We start from the raw sequence: 18,785 nt of genomic DNA, 5'->3' as shown, positions 1-18,785 counted from the left end.
CGGCTACGTCCACGCGGGCCGGGGCCGCGCACAGGGCCCTGTCATCTACGGACCCGGTACAGGTCGAGGACGTTCAGCGCGGTCGCGGCATTGGTCCGCTGCCCCTCATCGGCACGGGGGTCGTCGGCCAGCGCGGCCAGGGATCGCAGGCCCGCGGCGCGGTGGCCGTCCAGGGTGGCCAGGGAGCGCGCGGCGAGGACTCTGACGTCCGAGGGAGCCGCGAGATCCGCGGCGAAGGCCGACAGGACCTCGGCCGAGCCTTCTTCACCGTAGGCGGCCAGTGTGGAAGCCGCCTCGATCCGGTCCCGAGCCTCGACGCCGCTGTCCCGGGCGATGCCGAGGAGCAGGAGAACCGCTGCTTCCCGGTGCCCGTCCACCTCGGCCAGCGCCTCGGCGGCGTCCACACGGTCGTGCGCCTCCATGGCCGTGTCGGCCGCGATGTCACCGAGCGGGCGAGCGGCCTCGCCCTGGTGGTGGGAGGTGGTGCGGGCCAGGAGTTGGAGCGCACGCAGCCGGTTGCCCGGATGGATGCCGCGGCCGCGCACGACGGGCAGGATCAGCTCCGCGGCCGCTTCGTCGTCCATCTCGGCCAGTGCTTCGACGGCCGTGAGGTGGGAGTGGCTTCCGGGCGGCAATTCGCGGGCCAGCTCGGTGAGCAGGCGGGCGGCGCGGTCCTGGTGGTCCGCCGCCCCGGCCAGGGCGAGGGCGGCGGCCACCCGGTCGTCCGGTGTCGAGGCGCCGTCCCCCGCGAACGCGGTGAGCAGGCCCACTCCGTCCTCGCGGTGAGGCTCGGCCATCTCGGAGAGGTGCAGGGCGGCGGGGACGTAGCCGTCCTGCGCAAGGTCGAGCAGCAGCGCGGCGCCGGATTCGCGGTGCCCCTCCAGCTCGGTGAGCCAAAGGGCCGCGGTGCAGCGCAGGTCGTCGTCGGTCCCGGGGTCCATGGCGCACTCGGTGAGCAGCCGGACCCCGAGGGATCCATGGCTGTCGAGCCGGGCCAGCCCCCGGGCGGCGGCGAGGATACCGAACGGATCCGGCGCCAGATCCTCGATGAGCCGGAGGAACAGAGCGCCCCCGGACCTCTCATGACCCTCCAGCCCGGCCAGGATCTCGGCGGCCCAGGTGCGGTGGTCCGGGGGCAGCGCCCGGTCTCCGGCGAGCCGGGTCAGCAGCCGCGCACCGTCGTCGAGGTGGCCCTCCAGCTCCACGAGGTCCGCGGCGGCCTCCACTCGGCTGCGGGCGTCCACGCAGGGGCTGTTCGCCGTCGAGGTCAGCCACTGTGCGGCCTTCGTCCGCGGGAGACTGCTGCCGAGCTGGAGTTGCGCCTTGAGCAGGTGGTATCCGATGGTCCCGGCGGATCCGAACAGGTCCTCCACGGCCCGCAGCGTGGCCTTCGCCAGCGGCTTCTCCGCGGCCAGTAGCGCATCGAGCAGGAAGCCCAGGTAGGACGGTTCCAGCCCCAGCGGGTCCAGGGGCTCGACAGCCGGCGCACGGCGGCCCGCCCGGCGCAGTCTGTCGCTCAGCCGTTGGGCGGGAAACAGCCGGTCGAAGAGCAACGTGCGAGCCTGCGGGTCCCGGGTGGCGTGACGCGCGGCGTGGTACTCCAGGAGCGTGCGGTGCAGGAACTCGACGTCGTCCCCCTGGCCGGCCAACAGGCCGCAGGAGCGGAGCAACGAAGCCAGCAACGCGTTCCACAGCGGAGGCTTGACCTTGTCCGGCCGCGCCGCGTCCGGGTGCGCGGTGAGGATCTCGGTGGCCGGAGCCCGGTTTCCGCTCATCCGTTCATGGGCCAGGTGCTCGATGAGAACCAGCAGGTGCTCCCGGGCTCGTTCGGCCGCCTTCTCGACGGTGCGGCGGTCCTCCGGAATCTGATAGCGGCCGACCAAGGTGCGAACAGCGCGGTCGTGCAGGTCACCGACGCCCTTGTGGACGTTCTCCTCGTAGAGCAGTTCGACGAAGGACCGGAAGACTCCGGCCCGGCCGTCGGGCAGGGGGCGCTCGGTGTCGGCCTCGTACAGATGGCTCAGCATGGCGGTCATCAGCGGGATGCGGGCCAGTTCCTCCAGCCGGGTCCGGCGGATGCCCTCCAGGAACGCCCGGACGTGGCGGTCGGCATCGGGCCGGGCGTCGAGACGTTTGCGCACATAGGTGCGGACGTCTTCGTCCGTGAAGGGCTCCAGCGTGAACCGGTCGGCGGCTCGGGGCAGCCGGTCGAGTTCCCCGCCGGGCAGGGGGCGGGTCGCGACGAGGAACCGGTAGGGCGTGTCCGCCCGGCCGGCTTCGCGGGCGAGGCGGTCCAGAAGGGACAGCCGGGCCGTCCTGTCGGGCACTTCGTCCAGGCCGTCGACCATCACCAGCCACCGAGCGCCGGGCCGCGGAGGGTGGCGGAAGAAGTCCTCGGTCACCTCCTCGCTCAACCCGAAGGCACCGTACTCCTGGGTCACCGCGCGGGCCAGGGCGGGCGCCAGCAGGGGCGCGCCGACCAGGTCGCCCGCTCGGATCAGCACCGGAAAGGCGGGGCCCGGGCAGGCGGCGCTCGGGTGGGCGGCGTCGGCGTCCATCGTCAGCAGGGCCTGGGAGGCGGACATCAGATGCTGCCGCAGGAGCGTCGACTTGCCGTGGCCCGGTCCGGCCAGCAGGACCCGGATCGGGTCGTCGCCGGCGAAGACGTGGTCGGCGGTCTCGGGGCCCCGCGCTGCGCGCTCCGAGACGCGCCGCGGTACATAAACGTCGGCCAGGGACGGCGCGTCCGGCTCCTGCGCCAGCCCGGAGTGCGGAAGCTGCCCGGCTGCGAGCCGGACGGCTCGCAGGTAGGAGCCCAGCCGGTGGTCGGCGCGGCCCGCTCGCGCGGCGCGGTGAGCGTCTCCGTAGTAGGTGAGGGTGCCGACGTGGCCGACCGCGAATCCACCCGTGGTGGCCGAGATGACCGTGTCCGCCGTGATGTGCGGGGCCTGACCGTCTCCGAGCCCGCTCAGCCCTGCTGCGGACCCGGCTGCGGAGGGGTTCCGACGGTCACGTCGCCCATCTGCACCGCTGCCGCGGAACCGTGATCGGCACGGATGTCCACGTTCCCGCCGATCGTCGGGCCGCCGCCGGGCACCGCCCCGTCCGCCGGGGCGTGTGTCCGCAACAGGGCTCGCAGGATCTCGGCGGCTTCCTCGCGCTCGGAGTCGCTCAGGTTCTCCAGGGCCTGTTCGAAGCGGGCCTGCCAGGCACCTCGCTGGCCGCTGCGCACATCGGCCTGCTCGTCGTCCTGTGCTGATTCGAGGGCGGCAGCACTGCGGTCGAGCCGTTCCAGCTCGACGCTCCGACGCGCCCCGTCGCCCCGGGCGAACCACTGCGCGACCGACTGCTGCAGCCCGTCCCAGGCGCTGGTTCCGGCCGCCTGCACAACTGCGGCGCCTCCTGCCGCGGCCAGCGCCGCCAGCCCCTCCGCCAACATCCGACTGTCCCCGTTCGTCACCGTGTTCGACAGGCGAGTCGGTAGCGCACCCCCCAGCATGTCACCTGGTGTTCGGGAGTATCCGACCCGGGCGGAGCGCCTCGTGAGCCGGGTACCCGGCACGGTCGCCGGCGGGCAGCCGGGGGCCGGGGGCCGCGCGCCGAACGGGTCCCCCGGGACGGCCGTAGCGGACTACCAGACCACCCGGAGCCGCCGCGGGCTGCGGGAGGTCGTGCCGGTGCGCCACACGACCGGGTCCGTCGGGTCGGCCAGGCGCAGGTCGGGGAAGCGGGCGGCCAGGCGGTGCAGGCCGAGTTGGAGTTCCGCGCGGGCCAGCCAGGCACCGAGGCAGTAGTGGGGGCCGGCACCGAAGGAGAGCGTGGGGGCCTCCAGCGGGGCGAACAGGTCGTGGAGCGTGGCGGCCGGGAAGACCTCGGGGTCGCGGTTGGCCGCGCCGCAGTCGGCGAGCACGATCGCCCCGGCCGGGATCGTCACTCCGCCGACCTCGATGTCGGTCGCCGCGTGCCGCGTACTGCCCCGGTCGTCGCCCAGCGGGACCAGGTGGACGAGCCGGTCCGCCACCCGTTCCGCGGCCTCCTCGTCGGCCCCGAGGCGGTGCCAGGAGTCACGGCGTTCCCCCAGCAGGTAGAGCAGCGCGTTGCCGAGCATGGTCATCGTGCTGTCGTGGCCTCCGACGATCAGCCCGCACACCAGGCTGACCAACCGCGCCTCGGGAACGCCCTCCTCCTCGTCGGCCGCCGCGACGAGACCACTGACCAGGTCCTCGCCCGGGGCCCGGCGCCGCTCCCTCAGGAGGTCAGCGCCGAACGCGCTGAACTCCTCGCGGGCCGCCGCTACTTGTTCGCTCTCATGGGTGCCGTCGGAGAAGGCGTGCTCACTCCAGTGCCGCAGCCGGTCCCACGCGGACTCGTCGAGCCCCATCAGCCGGCTGATCACCGCCACCGGCAGCGGGAGGGCGAACTCCGCCACCACGTCGGTCGGCTGCGGCCTCGCCTCAAGCCGGTCGAGGAGTTCCTCGACGATCGCGGCGATCCACGGCCGCCAGCGGGCGACCGCCCTCGGCGTGAACGCCCGCCGCAGGGTGCGGCGCAGCCGCAGGTGGTCCGGGCCGTCCTGGTTGAACATCAGGTCGGGGTCGTTGACGAGGTCCGGTACGTCGGAGAGGGCCGGGGCGTCAGGGGCGTACAGCTGTGCCCGGCCGAAGCGCGGGTCGGACAGCACCTGGCGGACGTCCACGTACCGGCTGACCCGCCACGCGGGCGTGCCGCCCGGAAGTTCGGTACGGCACGGCGGCCCGGATTCCTCGTGGCGCAGGCGGTGCATCGGCTCCGGCGGCGGGACCGGTTCCGTGAGGTCAAGCGAGGTCAACATGCCTCCTGGTACAGGGCGTTGGAAAGCGTGGAAAGAGACGGGCAGTGCTCAGAGTTCGACGAGGACCTTGCCGCGGCTGGCCGCCCGGTCGCCGTAGAGGCTGCCGTAGGCGGCGGGGATGGAGTCGAAGCCGTGGTGCAGGGTGTGGTCGTAGACGACCTCGCCGCTCCGGACCCGGCCGCCCAACTCGGTGTGCAGGTCATGCCAGTTGCGTTCGGTGAACCATTCCAGGGAGAAGATCCCGCGGACCGTGGCTCGCGGGAACATCAGGTGGGGCAGGAGCCGGGGGCCGGATTCCTCGTTGCCGACCTGGGTCGCCCATTGCCAGCACACCGCCACCTGGCTGCCGACGTTGAGCATGGGGAACACCGCGTCGGTGACCGTGCCCCCGAGGTTGTCGAAGTACCGGTCGACGCCGTCGGGGGCCGCCCGGGTCAGCGCCTCGCGCACGGTGTCCTCGCCGTCCCCGTGGCGGTAGACGATCACCGCGTCGAACCCGAGCCCGGTGAGGTAGTCCGCCTTCTCCGGGGACGAGGTGGTCCCGATCACCCGGGCCCCCGCGAGCGCCGCGAGCTGGCCGACGAGGGCGCCCACCGCGCCGGAGGCCCCGCTGACGACCAGCGTCTCACCGGGACTGATCGTCATGTACTTGGAGAGGGTCCCCCAGGCGGTCATGCCCGGGCCGCCCATCACGCTGAGGGCCGTCGACAGCGGCAGGTCGTCGTCGTACCACCGGGGGTCCAGCCGGCGGTATGCCGGGAAGACCATCGGGAACGTGCCGGTCCGCCAGGGTTCGGGGGCACCGGTGGAGACCACATGCGTACGCCAGCCGCCGAAGCCCTGGACCAGGTCGCCGACGCGGTGGGCCGCGCGCGGTCCGGCCTCCACCACCTCCATGATCGAGTCGGCGCCCATGTGCCGGCCGATGGGGGTGTCGAGGGCGATGCCCTGGAGGTAGGGGTCGACGGAGACGTACAGAGTGCGCAGCAGCATCTCGTCGGGGCCAGTGTGACGTCGACGTGCTCCACGACCTTCTCGTAGACGCGGTCCACGTCGGGGACGCCCTCCATGTGTTCGCGGACCACCCATTTCGCGGTCTTCATGGCTGCCTCTCGGTCGGTGCGGTGGGGCGGATGGGCACGGGGACGACCCGGTGGGTCGGAGGCGGTGCGGTGTCGTCTAGCGACGCCTTGAAGGGCTTGCCGTCGTCGCGACAGACGAACTGCATGACGTGACGTCCGGCGGCGGCCGCCCGGATGAGGCCGCCGGTGGTGGCCCAGACGCCGGACTGGTAGAAGTCGCGCAGCCCGGGGAGGCCGGGGCCGTGCTTCTTGACCAGCTCTTCGAGCTTCTCGCCGCTCTCCACGAACGGCTGCCAGCCGAGCACGGTCCCGTCGTAGTTGCCGGTGTAGCGGACCTGGGTGAGGGGGCTGGAGACGTCCCTGACGACGATCGCGTCCCGCAGGCCGGGGTGGCGCTGTTCCAGGAAGCCGATGAGCGCTTCGCGGGCCCGCCGCTTCGCCGCGTAGTAGCCGCGGCCGTGGCGGACGGGCAGGGTGTGCAGCTCCTGGCCGCCACGGGTGCGGGTGACCTGTTCGGGGCCCTCGTCCAGGGCGCGCCAGGGGGCGATGTCGCAGAAGTAGGTGGCGTAGACGACGGTGGTGCCGTCCGGGGACAGCTCGGGGTAATGGCCGCTGCGGAACTGGACGTTGATGCTGGGGTGGCGTATGCCGGTCAGCTCGGACGCCAGGGTCTCGTCGATCAGGTGCGTCGTGCAGGGGTCGCCCTCGGGGAAGGGGCGGGAGAGACCGAGGAAGAGGGTGAAGTACCCGGGGAAGACCATGCCGGGTTCGTGGATGGTCTCGGTGTAGAGCTTGCGGTAGTCATCGCCCAGGTAGGCGCCCTTCAGGAACTTCATCGTGGTGGTGTAGCCGTCGCAGGCCGACACGACGATGTCCGCGCGCAGTTCGCCGCCGTCGCTGAGCCGGACGCCGACCGCCCGGTCGTCCTCCACGATCACCGACTCGACCTTCGTGTTGTACGAGACCTCGCCGCCGAGCCGCCGGTAGCGGGCCTCGATCGACTCGGCCAGGCCGAGCGAGCCGCCCTCGGGGACGCCGGCGGAGAGGTTGGCGTGCGAGGCGAGCTGGAAGTGGAACGGGAGGACGGGGAACGCCGGGTGCTTCTCGTACAGGATGAAGTTGAACGCCTCCCGCAGGAGCGGGTCCTTGAACCGCGCCGAGAAGTCGGTCATCAGGACGGTGATGGTGGTGCGTACGGCGTTGAAGTACGGCAGGAACGAGGCGAGCATCCGCCAGCGCTCCCGCCGCCCCATCAGGCCGACGGGCTTGAGGAAGGGGTAGACGGCCAACGCCTTGCGGAAGCTGCGCAGTTGTCCGCAGAACTTCCGTACGAGGCGGGCGTCGGCCGGTGAGATGGCGATGAGGTGGGCTTCGAGGCGGTCCGGGTCGGAGTAGAAGTGGACGGCCCTCCCGTCGGTGCCGCGCACGATGTTGAAGACGTCGAAGTGGCGGATCTCCTTGCCCTGGAGGGCGCCGAGCTCCAGCCAGATCTGGTGCATCTCGTTGCCGGGGCCGCTGCCGAGGAGCCAGCTGACGCAGGCGTCCAGGGTGAAGCCGCCGCGCTCCCAGGCGGTGCAGCAGCCGCCCGGGATCTCGTGCATCTCCAGGACGCGGGTGCGGTAGCCGTTCATCTGGGCGTAGCAGCCGGTGGAGAGGCCGCCGAGCCCGGCCCCGATGATGATCATCGTCTCGCGGGGCCGCTGCTCCTGTCGCCGCTCATGAGCCCTCGCTCTCCCGAGCCGACCACCGGTCGAGCTGGGGCAGGTGTCCCAGCTTCCCGGGGTGCCACGGCTCGTCGCCCTTGCTTTCCCACGCCCGGAATTCCAGGCCCAGTTCGCGGCAGAGGTACTGGACGGCGAAGCGGCCGGTGGAGGCGGCGCGAATCAGACCGCCCATGCCGGCCCACTGGCCGGCCATGGAGAAGCCGCTCAGTCCGGGCAGCCGCATCCGGTCCTTGCCGACCAGGCGTGCGGTGACCTCGTCGGCTTCGGAGAATGCCTTCCAGGCGAGGATGGAGCCGCCCAGATTGCCGGTGTAGCGGTGGGTCGTGGCAGGTGTGGCGACCTCGACGATTTCGATGCGGTCGGCGGTGCCGGGGGTGCGGCGCTCCAAGAAGTCCCTTACGAAGTCGGCTACTTGGCGTTTCCGATGGCGGTATTCCTTGCGGTTGCGGGTGCGCAGGTCCTTCCAGTGGGCGTAGTCGCTGAAGTACGTGCAGTGCAGGACGGAGCGGCCGGGGGGCGCGAAGCCTCCCGCGTAGCGGGAGCGGGCCTGGACGACGAGGCTGTCCTGCAGCGCGCCGGGGAGGTGGTCCGCGTCGCCCGGGGCGAGGAGATGGGTGGTGCTGTGCGCCTCGTCGGGGTCCAGGTCGCCGCGCAGGCCGACGAAGGCGGAGACGACGGAGGGGAAGAGGGTGCCGGGCCGGTGGAGGAGGTCGGTGTAGAGCTTGTCGATGCGGGGGCCCGTGTACCGGCCGCCCAGCAGCCCGTAGACGGTGGTGTGTCCGTCACAGGCGGAGACCACATGCTCGGCGAAGTACCGCCGTCCGCCGCGTAGTTCGATGCCGATCGCCCGGTCGTTCTCGACCAGGATCCGTTCGGTGCGGGCCCGGTAGGTGATCGTGCCGCCCAGGTTCCGGTAGCGCTCCTCGACCGAGCGGGCGAGGCCGAGCGAACCTCCTTGGGGGAAGCCCGCGTTGCCGTGGTGGGCGGCGGCCATGTTGAACAGGTACGGCAGCAGCGGGAAGCCTCCCGGGTCCTGGAAGAAGATGTTGCGGAACGCCTTGCGGAGCAGCGGGTCCTGGAACCGATCGGCGAACACGTGCATCGGGGTCGCCGCGGTCCGCCAGAACAGCCGGAAGGCGGGAAGCACCGTGCGCAGGGTCTGTGCCCGCTCCCGTACGGTCCGCAGGGCGGGCGCGGTCAGGAACGGGTACAGCTCGATGTCGATGAAACGCCGCAGATCCCGGGTGAAGGCCCGGATGAGCGGGGCGTCGGCGGGTGAGATGCCCAGGAGGTGGGCCTCCAGGCGGTCGGGGTCGTTGTAGAACGTCACCGACCGGCCGTTCTCGTCCTCGACCTTGTTGAACAGCTCGAAGTTGGTGACGGACTTGCCGTCCAGCGCCCCGAGTTCGGCCCACACCTGGTGGGCGTCGTTGCCCGGGGCGGTGCCGATGAGCCATTCGATGCAGTAGTCGAAGAGGTAGCCGTCGCGCGACCAGGCGGTGCAGCAGCCGCCGGGCAGCACGTGCTTCTCGAAGAGTCGGGTCCGGGCGCCGCTCATCTGCGCGTAGCAGCCGGTGGCGAGGCCGGCCACGCCCGCGCCGATGACGATGACGCGGGGCGGGGTGCCGGGGGTGCGTTCCCTGGTCGTCCAGTCGGAGGAGTCGGCCGGGCCGGGTCCGGTGGCTCGCGCCGTGTCGTCATCCGTCATGGGACGCCTCCCCGGCGATGGCCGAGCGCACCAGTTGGGCGTTGCGGGGCAGGTGTTTGGAGTCGAGCAGGTCGGCGTGGACACCGGAACCGCGCAGGACGGCGGTGGCGCCGGTGGAGCTGCCGTGCCAGGTGCCGTGCTCCCCGGCGGCGTACAGGGCGGCCTTCTCCTCGTCGGTGATGACGGTGACCGTCGCGGCGACCGTGCCGGTGTTGGGGGTGCGCCCGCAGAACGCGAGGTATTCGGCGGCGTGGGCGAGGGTTTCGCGGGTGACGGCGTCGGATCCGGTGTGTTTGCGTACGTGGTCGGCGAGTTCGGCCTCGAAGGCGGCGATGCCGGAGGCGTCCGGTTCGTAGGCGGTGAGGATGCGGCGGGAGTCGAGGATGACGACGTGGGCGACGCGGCGGCCGCGCCGCTCCAGCTCCTTGGCCGTCTCGAAGGCGAGGTTTCCGCCGAGGGAGTAGCCGAGCAGCACGTAGGGCCCGTCGGTCCGGTCGGCCTCGACCAGGTCGGCGTACCGGGCGACCTTGTCGTCGCCGGGGAGGTAGTTGAAGCCGACGACGCGGTGGTCGGGCAGGTGGGCGGCCAGGCCCCGGTAGACGAGCCCGTGACCGCCGGCGGGCGGGAAGCAGAAGAGAGCGGGGAGCTGTCCGGCGTTGAAGGTCAGACTGGGCAGCTCATCGGCGCTCGCCCCGAGCAGGACGTCCTGCACCGTGGCGGCCATGCCGTGCAGGGTGGTGACCTGGTAGAGCCTGCTGACGGGGACGCCGACGCCGAACTCGGTGCGCAGGAGGTGGAGGAGTTCGATGAGCTTGATCGAGCTGCCGCCGAGTTCGAAGAAGTCGTCGCCCAGGCCGATCTGTTCTCGTCCCAGGAGGGTGCTCCAGTGCCGGGCGACGCTGGTCTCGTACAGCGTCACGGGCTCCTCGTACGGGCGGTCGCCGGCCTCGGCCCGCGGGGCGGGCAGGGCCGCCGTGTCGACCTTGCCGTTGGCGGTGAGCGGCAGGGCGGGCAGCTCGGTGAAGTGGGACGGGATCATGTAGGACGGCAGCGAGCGGGCCAGATGGCGGCGCAGCGCCCGGACGTCCAGGGTCGCGCCGGCCTGCGGTACGCAGTAGGCGCAGAGGGCCGCGTCTCCCCCGGTGTCGGTGCGTACGGTGACGACGGCCCGGGCGAGCGGGGGCCACTGGGCGAGGTGGGCCTCGATCTCGCCGATCTCGATGCGGTGGCCGCGCAGTTTGATCTGTCCGTCGGTCCGGCCGAGCAGATGGACCCGTCCGTGCGCGTCCCAGCGGGCTATGTCGCCGGTGCGGTAGAGTCGTTCGGGGCGGGCGTCGGCGGCCCGGGAGAGCGTACGGGTGACGAAGCGTTCGTCGGTCTGCTCGACGTCTCCGGCGTAGCCGAGGGCGACGCCTTGGCCGCCGATCCAGAGTTCGCCGGGCACTCCGGGCGGGACGGGTTCGCCGTGTGCGTCGAGGACGTGGAGCGTGCTGTTGGGGAGGGGACGGCCGATCGGGACCATCGCGCCGGGTTCCAGGTCGTCGACGGGCCCTTCGAAGTACGCGCTGTCGATGGTGGCTTCGGTGAGGCCGTAGGAGTTGACGAGACGGGTGCCGGGTCCGCACAGCTCGGCCAGTTTGCGGTACTCCGCCACGCTCCAGGCGTCCGATCCGACCACCAACAGCCGCAGGAAGTCCAGCCGCAGCCCTTCGCGCGCGCAGTGGTCCATCAGTCCGCGGACGACGGCAGGCACGAACTCGGCGCAGTCGACTCGTTCCTGACGCATCGTGCGGTAGAGGCGGGTGGTGTCGAAGAGCAGATCGCGGTCGGCCAGGACGAGCGTGCCGCCCGAGCACAGGGCGCGCACCAGGTCGCCGGTGAACACGTCGAAGGAGGGTTCGGCCATCTGGAGGTGCGTCGTCGCGTCGGTTTCCAACCGGTACGCCTGCCGCCATGCGGCGTGGGCGGAGGCGAGGTTGCGGTGGCTGACGCGGACGGCCTTGGGGCGGCCGGTGGAGCCGGAGGTCGTGATGACGTACGCGGGCGAGTCCGGGGTGACCTCGGCCGTCGGCCCGTCCGGATGCGGTTCGGTACGGGCGAGGGCGGCAAGGGTGAGCGTCGGAACGGTCAGCACCGCGTCGGTCCCGGTCGTTCCGGTGGCCCCGGGTCCGGCGTCGTCGGCGACGAGGACGAGCTCCGCTCCGGTGGCCGACACGAGGTGGGCGAGCCGGTCGGCGGGCTGGTCGGGCCGGACCGGGAGGTAGGCGGCACCGGCCTTGAGTACGGCGAGCAGGGTGACGATCAGCTCGGGCGACTTGTCCAGGCGGAGCACGACCACCGAGCCTTCGCCGACGCCGAGCGCACGCAGCCTGGCGGCGGTGCCGGCGGCGCGGCGCTCCAGCTCCGCGTAGGTCAGCCGGTGTGCTCCCCCGTGCGGGGAGGGCGTGGTGACGGCGACGGCCGTAGGGCGTTCGGCGGCGGTGCGGGCGATCAGCTCATGGACCGGGGTGAACGGGCCGTCGTCCCGGTCGTCGCCGGACGGCAGGGCCGGGCGGCTCCACTCCCCCACGAGCCGCTCCCGCTCCCGGCCGCCGAGCATCGCCAGCCGGGAGGCGGGCCGGTCGCCCGGCGCGCGGGTCAGCCGGTCGAGGAGGCGGGTGTAGTGAGCGGCCATGCGGCGCATGGTCTCGGGGAGGAAGAGGTCGGTGTTGTACTTGAACACACAGTGGAACCGACCCTCCGCCTCGTCCTCGTAGGCGGACAGCGTTATGTCGAACTGCCCTTCCTCTTCTGGTAGTTCGATGTACTCCAGGCGGTAGCCGTACTGCTCGGCGGCCACCTTGTGGGTGAGGAGGATGAACATCGCCTGGAAGACGGCGGAGCGGCTGGGGTCGTGCTGGAGGCCCAGCTCCTCGACGAGGAGGACGAAGGGGTACTCCTGGTTGTCCAGGCCGCCGAGCACGGTGCGGCGGACCTGTTGCAGCAGCTCGGTGACGGTCGGGTCGCCGGACAGGTCGGCGTGCAGCGGCAGCGGGTTGACGAAGTAGCCGTAGACGGAGGCGAAGTCCTGCCGGGTGCGGCCGGTCACCGGGCTGCCGACGACGATGTGGTCCTGCCCGGAGTAGCGGTGCAGCAGGAGGTAGTAGGCGCTGAGCAGCACCATGAACGGAGTGACGCCGTGCGCCCGGGCCAGGGCGTGGACGCGGGCGCTCAGCGCTTCGTCGAGGACGAAGAACTCCGAGGCCCCGTTGTGGGTCTGGACCGCCGGGCGGGGTTTGTCGACGGGGAGGTCCAGGAGCGGGACCTCGGCCGGCAGATGGGACCGCCAGTAGTCGAGCATGCCCGCGGCTTCGGGTCCGGCCAGGAAGGCGTTCTGCTGGTTGAGGAAGTCGAGGTAGCGGGCTTCGACCGGCGGGAGCCGGTGCTCCTGGTTCCGGCGCAACGCCTCGTAGATGGCGAGGAGTTCCTCGATGAAGGTGAAGGTGGAGATGGCGTCGGAGACGATGTGGTGGACGGCCTTCATGATGATCCAGCGGTCCGGCCCTCGTTTGAAGAGGCGGAAGCGGATCAGCGGGTCGTGGGCGAGGTCGTAGGGCTTGCGGTACTCCTCGACGATCGTGGCATGGATGGTCTCCCAGTCCTCGCCCCGGACGTCGAAGAGGGCGAGGTCGGTCCTGGCTTCCTCGGAGACCTGCTGCACGGCCTGCCCGTCCACCAGAAGGAAGTTGGTGCGCAGCGCCGGGTGGCGGGCGATGAGCCGGCGGACGGCCTCGAACATGAGGTCGGGTTCGAGGGCGACGTTCACCTCGACGGCCCCCCGATGTTGTACGCGTAACCGTCGGGGTTGAGGTGCTTGAGGAACCAGAGCGCCTTCTGGTTCTGGGTCAGCGGGTACTGCCGCTCGTCGCTGTGGAGCCGGACCGCGCCCGCCGCCCGTTCCGGGTCCTCCGCGGAGGCCAGGGCGGTGAGTCCGTCGTGGAGCTGGGCGGCGAGTTCCCCGGCCGGGGTGCCGCTGAGCAGCGCCACCACGGGCAGGGCGACGCCGAGTTCGGCATGGATCCGGGCCCGTAGCTCCATGGCGAGAAGCGAGTCGAGGCCGAGTTCACCGAGGCCGGTCGCGGGGTCGATGCGGTCGGGGCCGGTGCGCAGCACGGTGGCGGCCAGGGCGGCGAACCGCTCGGTGACCAGCGCGCGTCGGGCTTCCTCCCCGGCGGTACGGAAGGTGTCCAGGAACCCGTTGCCGGAGGCGGTGTCCGCGGGTGGGGCGGCGGCGGCCGCGAGGTCGGTGACCAGCGGTGGCGGGGAGGGGTACCAGGCGAGGAAGACGGGCCAGTCGACGACGGTGGCGACGACGAGCTGGGCGTGGTCCTGGCCGATGACGCGCTCCAGGACCGCCATGCCCGCTTCCGGGGAGAGCGAGCTCATGCCCCGGCTGTGCAAGTAGTGGTCCGCCAGACCGAGTTCCTCGATCATGCCGGTGGCCCAGGGGCCCCAGTCCAGGCTGAGCGCGGGCAGGCCCCGGGCGCGGCGGTGATGGGCGAGGGCGTCGAGGAAGGCGTTGCCGGCGGCGTAGTTGGTCTGGCCCGCCGTGGTCAGCAGGGAGGCGATCGACGCGAACAGCACGAAGTGTTCGAGGGGTTCGTCCCGCAGGTGCCGGTGCAGGAGGTGGGCGCCAACGGTCTTGGGGTCGTGGACGGCGTCGAAGGCGGCCCGGTCGAGATCGGCGACGAGGGTGTCGCGGACCTGGCCGGCGAGATGGAACACCCCGCGTACGGGAGGCGCTCCGCTGCGCCGGTGGGCGTCGAGCCAGCCGGTCAGGGCGTCCTCGTCGGTGATGTCGAACGTCGCCGGTACCGGGTGTGCGCCGAGCGTCTCCAGCTCGCGGAGCAGGGCGACGGCACGGCCCTCGGCGGTGGTGGGGTCGGTTCCGGCCCACTTCTCCCGGGGCGGTACGGGGGTACGCCCGACCAGGACGATCCGGCGGGCTCCCCGGCGTACGAGGGTGCGGCACAGCAGTCGGCCGAGCGCGCCGAACGCCCCGGTGACCAGGTAGCTTCCGTCGGCCCGCAGGCGCAGCGGGAGGGGCCGGGTCAGGCTTCCGGCGGCGCGGAGGCGGCCGGTGCGGCGGCCCCCGTCGCGCAGGGCGACCTCCGTTTCGTCGTCGCTGAGCGCTTCGGCCAGCAGGGCCGCGGCCTCGGCCCGGCCGCCTTCGGCGCCGGGGTGTCGCCGAGGGTCGAGGTCGATGAGTTTGCCGGGGTGGTCGGTCAGTTCCTGGTGGCGCAGGACGCGGCCGATGCCCCAGGCGGGTGCTCCGAGGGGTTCGGGGGCCTCGCCGGGCAGGGCGGGCTGGGCGCCCCGGGTGACGATGTGCAGGCGGCCGCCGCCGCCTCGGGCGGACAGCAGGCGTGCCAGGACGATCAGGGAGTACGCGCCCGCGCCGGTGTGGTCGCCGAGGGCGGTACGGTCGCAGGCGGCGAGGGCGGGGGCGTCGAGGTTCCACAGGTGCAGGACGGTTCCCCGGAAGGGGCCGCCGTCGCGGTCGAGGTCGGCGAAGAGGCGTCGCAGGTCGGCGTCGGACGCGGGGTCGAGGGTGTAGGTGCGGCCGTCGGCGGAGGCCGTGTAGGCCGCGCCGCGACGCACCAGGCGGCAGCGTTCGCCCCGGGCGTCGGCCAGGGCGGCGAAGGCGTCCGCGACGCCTCCGGTGTCGGCGAGGAGCAGCCAGCTGACGTCCGCGGGCGGGGCTTCGGCGTCCTCGGCCGGCAGCGGCGGGCAGTCGGCCCAGACGGGTTCGGCGAGCCAGGAGTCGATCGTGGTGCGGGCGACGGCGGTGGCGGCCTTCTCGACGTCGGCGGCGCGGAAGCCCTCGATACGGCCGAGGGGGGCGCCGTCGTCGGCGTACAGGGCGATATTGCCGAGGGTGGTGTCCGCGTCGGCCGGCAGCACGGTGGCGTGGGCCCAGAACGGCTGGTCGCCGATGGGTTCGAGGGCGACCTCGTCCAGGGAGAGCGGCAGCCTGATACCGCCGACCGGGGCGGGGTCCTCGGGGGTCGGCGGGATCAGGGGCGTCAGGAGCGTCTGGAAGCAGGCGTCGAGCAGGACGGGGTGGAGCTGGTGGCCGGCGGCGTCGTCGCCGATCGCCCGGGGCGGGCGGATCCGGGCGAGGACCTCGTCGGCGCCGATCCAGACCTCCTCCACGGCCTGGAAGGCGGGGCCGTAGTGGTAGCCGAGGGCGGCCAGCGCGGTGTAGCAGTCGGGACCCGCGAGGTGGCGGCGGGCTCGGGCCCGGATCGCGGGGGCGTCGAGCGGCGCGGCGGTGCTGCGGCGCTGGCCGGTGCGGACGATCCCGGCCGCGTGGACGGCCCGCTCGCCGTCCTCCCCGGTCGGGGAGGCGATGGTGAAGGCGGCGTTCTCCAGGGAGAGCGACACCTCGACGGTGCGGTCCTCGCCGTCGGGCAGGAAAAGCGCTTTGCGCAGGTCGAGGTCGGCGAGGACGGCGGTGGTGGAGCCGGTGAGCCGCAGGACGGCCTGGGCGGCCATCTCCAGGTAGCCGGCGGCGGGGAATACCACGGTGTCCTGGATGCGGTGGTCGGCGAGGTAGGGCAGCTCCTCGGTGTCCAGGCGGGCCTGCCAGGTGGGCTCGGTGGCGTCGGTGCGGCGGCCGAGGAGCGGGTGGTCGCGGTGGCCGAGCCGGACCTGGGCTACCGGGCGGGGCTCGGTCCAGTGGCGGTCGCGGCGGAAGGGGTGGCGGGGCAGGGTCACGGGGCGGCCGGTGGGCTGGAGCACGTCCCAGTCGATGGGGACGCCGAGCGTGTGGAGCGTGCCGAGGGAGGTGGCGAAGCGCTCGGTCTCGTCCTCCTCGCGGCGGATCGAGGGCAGAGTGAGCGCGGACCTGCCGCCGGCGTCGAGGCATTCGCGGATCGCGTGGCCGAGGACGGGGTGCGGGCCGATCTCCAGGAAGACGCGGTGGCCGTCGTCAGCGATGCGGTCGATCGCCGACCGGAAACGGACCCGGTCGCGGACGTTCTTCCACCAGTAGGCTGCGTCGAGTTCCTCGCCCCGGGCGGTTCCTTCGACCCCCGTGAGATACAACGGCACCTGGGCCGCGCGCGGCTCCAACGGGGCGAGTTCAGACAGCAGTTCGTCCCTGATGCGTTCCATGCCGACGCTGTGGTAGGGCACTTCGACGGTGAGGAACTTCGCGAACTGCTCCTCGGCCCGCAGCTCCTCGGCCAACAGGGACAGCGCCGCTTCGTCCCCGGCCAGGGTGATCGCGGTGGGGCTGTTGACGGCGGCGACGGAGACCCGGTCGCGGTAGGGGCGTACCCGGAGCTCGGCCTCTTCCTCGGAGAGGCCGACGGCGAGCATGGTGCCCGTGCCGGCCAGGGCCTGCTGGAGGCGGCTGCGGTGCACGACGATCCTGGCCGCGTCCCGCAGGGAGTAGACGCCCGCCGCGTGGAAGGCGGCGATCTCGCCGGTGCTGTGGCCGACCACGGCGTCGGGGCGCACCCCGTAAGACCGCCACAGGGCGGCCAGACCGACCTGTACGGCGAAGTTCGCGGGCTGGGCGAGCCAGGTCTCGGTCATCCGGGAGGCGGGCTCGTCGGCGGTCAGCTCCTCGACGAGGGACCAGTCGGCGAACTCCCGCAGCGCGCGATCGCACGCGGTGACGGCGTCCCGGAAGACCGGTTCCTCTTCGAGGAGTTGGCGGCCCATGCCCCACCACTGGGGGCCCATGCCGGTGAAGACCCAGACCAGTTTGCGGTCGGCGGCGTCCCGGGCCCGGCCATGGGCGACCCGGGAGTGCGGCTCGCCGCGCTCGTGGGCGGCCAGGGCCTCGTCGAGGGAGGTGCGGGAGGAGTGGACGACGGCGAGCCGTTCCGGCAGGTGCTGGCGGCGGTGGGCGAGGGTGTGGCCGAGGTCGTCGAGGGCCACGGCCGGCCCGTTGTCGCCCGCCAGTTCGGCCCGGATCCCGGCCGCCATCTCCGCCAGGGCGTCGGGCCGGCGGGCGCTGAGCGGGAGGATGCTCCAGCGCCGCCCGGCGGATGCGGCGGCGTTCCCCGGGGCCGGCGGAAGCGGCGGCGGGGCTTCCTCCAGGACGACATGGGCGTTGGTGCCGCCGAAGCCGAAGGAGTTCACCCCGGCGCGGGCGGGTCCTTCGTGGGCGGGCCAGTCGGTGGGCCGGGTGGGGATCTCGTACGGCAGGGTCGTCGGGTCGATGGCGGGGTTGAGGTTCTCCAGGTTGATGTGGGGCGGGATCGTGCGGTGCTCGATGCTCAGGACGGTCTTGATCAGACCGGCGATCCCGGCGGCGGATTCGGTGTGGCCGATGTTCGTCTTGACCGAGCCGACGTAGGCGCGGGCGCCCGGGGCCCGGCCGACGGCGAGCGCACGGGCCAGGGCGTTCGCCTCGATCGGGTCGCCGACGGGGGTGGAGGTGCCGTGCGCCTCCATGTACTGGAGGTCGCCGGGTGTGATGCCCGCCTCCGCGCAGACCCGGCGGATCAGGTCGACCTGGGCGTCGGGGTTGGGCACGGTGATGCCGTTGGTGTGCCCGTCCTGGTTGACGCCGCTGGCCAGGATCACCGCGTGGATCCGGTCCCCGTCCCGTACGGCGTCGTCCAGCCGCTTCAGCGCGACCAGGCCGACGCCTTCGGCCCGTACGTATCCGTCGGCGGCGGCGTCGAAGGTACGGGAGCGGCCTTCGGGCGACAGGAACCCGCCCTTCGTCTCGGCGACGGTGTACTGCGGGGCCATGTGCAGCAGGGTGCCGCCGGCCAGCGCGAGGTCGGTCTCCCCGTTGTGCAGGGCCTGGCACGCGAGGTGGACGGCGACCAGGGAGGAGCTGCACGCGGTGTCGACGGACAGGCTCGGACCGCGGAAGTCGAAGCAGTACGAGATGCGGTTCGAGACCATCGTCATCATGGTCCCGGTCGCGGTGTGGGCGGCCAGCGAGGTGAAGCCCAGGTCGGCGAATTGCAGGATCTTGTAGTCGAGGGTGAACGCGCCGACATAGACGGCGACGTCGCTTCCGGCGAGGTCGGCGGGGCGTTGGCCGCCGTCCTCCAGCGCCTCCCAGGCCACTTCGAGCAGCTTGCGCTGCTGCGGGTCCATGTGGTCGGCCTCGCGGGGGCTGATGCCGAAGAACGCGGGGTCGAACTCGTCGAAGCCGTCGATGTATCCGCCGCGGCCTCCGACGAGGCGCCCGGGTTTGTCGCGGAACCGGCTGCCGAGCGTGCGGACGTCGTACCGGTCGGGCGGGGTGGGGGTGATGCAGTCCTTGCCCGCCACCAGGTTCCGCCAGAACGTGCGGTGGTCCGAGGCGCCGCCGGGCAGGCGGCAGCCCATCCCGATGATCGCCACCTTGTTCCGTAACGCCCGGCTGTTCGCGTCGGCCATTCGAACTCCTCAAGTCGTGGTGCGGTGGGTCGTGATGAAGCACC

Annotated in this window: 5 protein-coding genes and 2 pseudogenes; all 7 read right to left on the bottom strand. The window is 72.4% G+C overall.

From position 1 onward, the window contains the following. Positions 1 to 41: 41 nt before the first annotated feature. Complete coding sequence (locus CCZ36_RS31710; RefSeq protein WP_237302770.1) at positions 42 to 2,585, bottom strand: NACHT domain-containing protein; 2,544 nt, start codon at positions 2,583 to 2,585, stop codon at positions 42 to 44. A gap of 383 nt (positions 2,586 to 2,968) precedes the next feature. Beyond that, the gene (locus tag CCZ36_RS31705; protein WP_069736366.1) at positions 2,969 to 3,439 is read right to left on the bottom strand and encodes a hypothetical protein; all 471 of its coding nucleotides are present in this window, start codon (positions 3,437 to 3,439) and stop codon (positions 2,969 to 2,971) included. Between the two features lie 192 nt (positions 3,440 to 3,631). Beyond that, complete coding sequence (locus CCZ36_RS31700; RefSeq protein WP_128819123.1) at positions 3,632 to 4,831, bottom strand: cytochrome P450; 1,200 nt, start codon at positions 4,829 to 4,831, stop codon at positions 3,632 to 3,634. A 48-nt stretch (positions 4,832 to 4,879) separates the two neighbouring features. Next, positions 4,880 to 5,934: pseudogene (locus CCZ36_RS31695) on the bottom strand (MDR family NADP-dependent oxidoreductase). Next, positions 5,931 to 7,598 (bottom strand): phytoene desaturase family protein, encoded by a 1,668-nt coding sequence (locus CCZ36_RS31690; RefSeq protein WP_128819122.1) that lies wholly within the window; start codon positions 7,596 to 7,598, stop codon positions 5,931 to 5,933. The pseudogene CCZ36_RS31695 and the gene CCZ36_RS31690 overlap by 4 nt, the downstream one beginning before the upstream one ends. A 31-nt stretch (positions 7,599 to 7,629) precedes the next feature. After that, on the bottom strand, positions 7,630 to 9,345 hold the full coding sequence (locus CCZ36_RS31685; protein ID WP_128819121.1) for a phytoene desaturase family protein: 1,716 nt from the start codon (positions 9,343 to 9,345) through the stop codon (positions 7,630 to 7,632). Further along, positions 9,335 to 18,741: pseudogene (locus tag CCZ36_RS31680) on the bottom strand (non-ribosomal peptide synthetase/type I polyketide synthase). Before CCZ36_RS31680 ends, CCZ36_RS31685 begins: the two are co-directional and overlap by 11 nt. Positions 18,742 to 18,785 lie beyond the last annotated feature (44 nt).

This window comes from Streptomyces sp. S063, from assembly GCF_002832675.1.
Taxonomy (GTDB): Bacteria; Actinomycetota; Actinomycetes; order Streptomycetales; family Streptomycetaceae; genus Streptomyces; species Streptomyces sindenensis.
Note: the sequence above shows the minus strand (reverse complement) of the source record. Positions and strands in the feature narration are given on the sequence as shown.